Here is a 248-nt window from a genome sequence, read left to right on the forward strand (position 1 = left end):
GTTCTATACATTTGCTCATAGATAGGAAGAATGTTTTTCAAATCGAATTTGATGGCCTGTTCTTTCGCACTCTTCTTCATTTCGGTTAGAAGCGCTTCATTGCTGAGCAGTTTAATGGTGTAGTTGCTCATCGCTTCCACATTCCCGATTTCAGCTAAAAATCCTGTTTCGCCTTGGATGTTTACCTCCGGAATTCCGCCTGCATTTGAGCTGATGACCGGGGTATTGGCTGCCATCGCTTCTAATGC

The 248-nt window shown here is 44.0% G+C and carries 1 protein-coding gene; it reads right to left on the reverse strand.

Annotated features, from left to right (window positions below):
- Positions 1–236, reverse strand: a 236-nt coding sequence (locus ACPYOM_RS23325; RefSeq protein ID WP_481347793.1) for a glycosyltransferase, incomplete at its 3' end; no start/stop codon positions are given.
- Positions 237–248: the final 12 nt, after the last annotated feature.

This window comes from Monashia sp. HAY1-2A, from assembly GCF_056755315.1.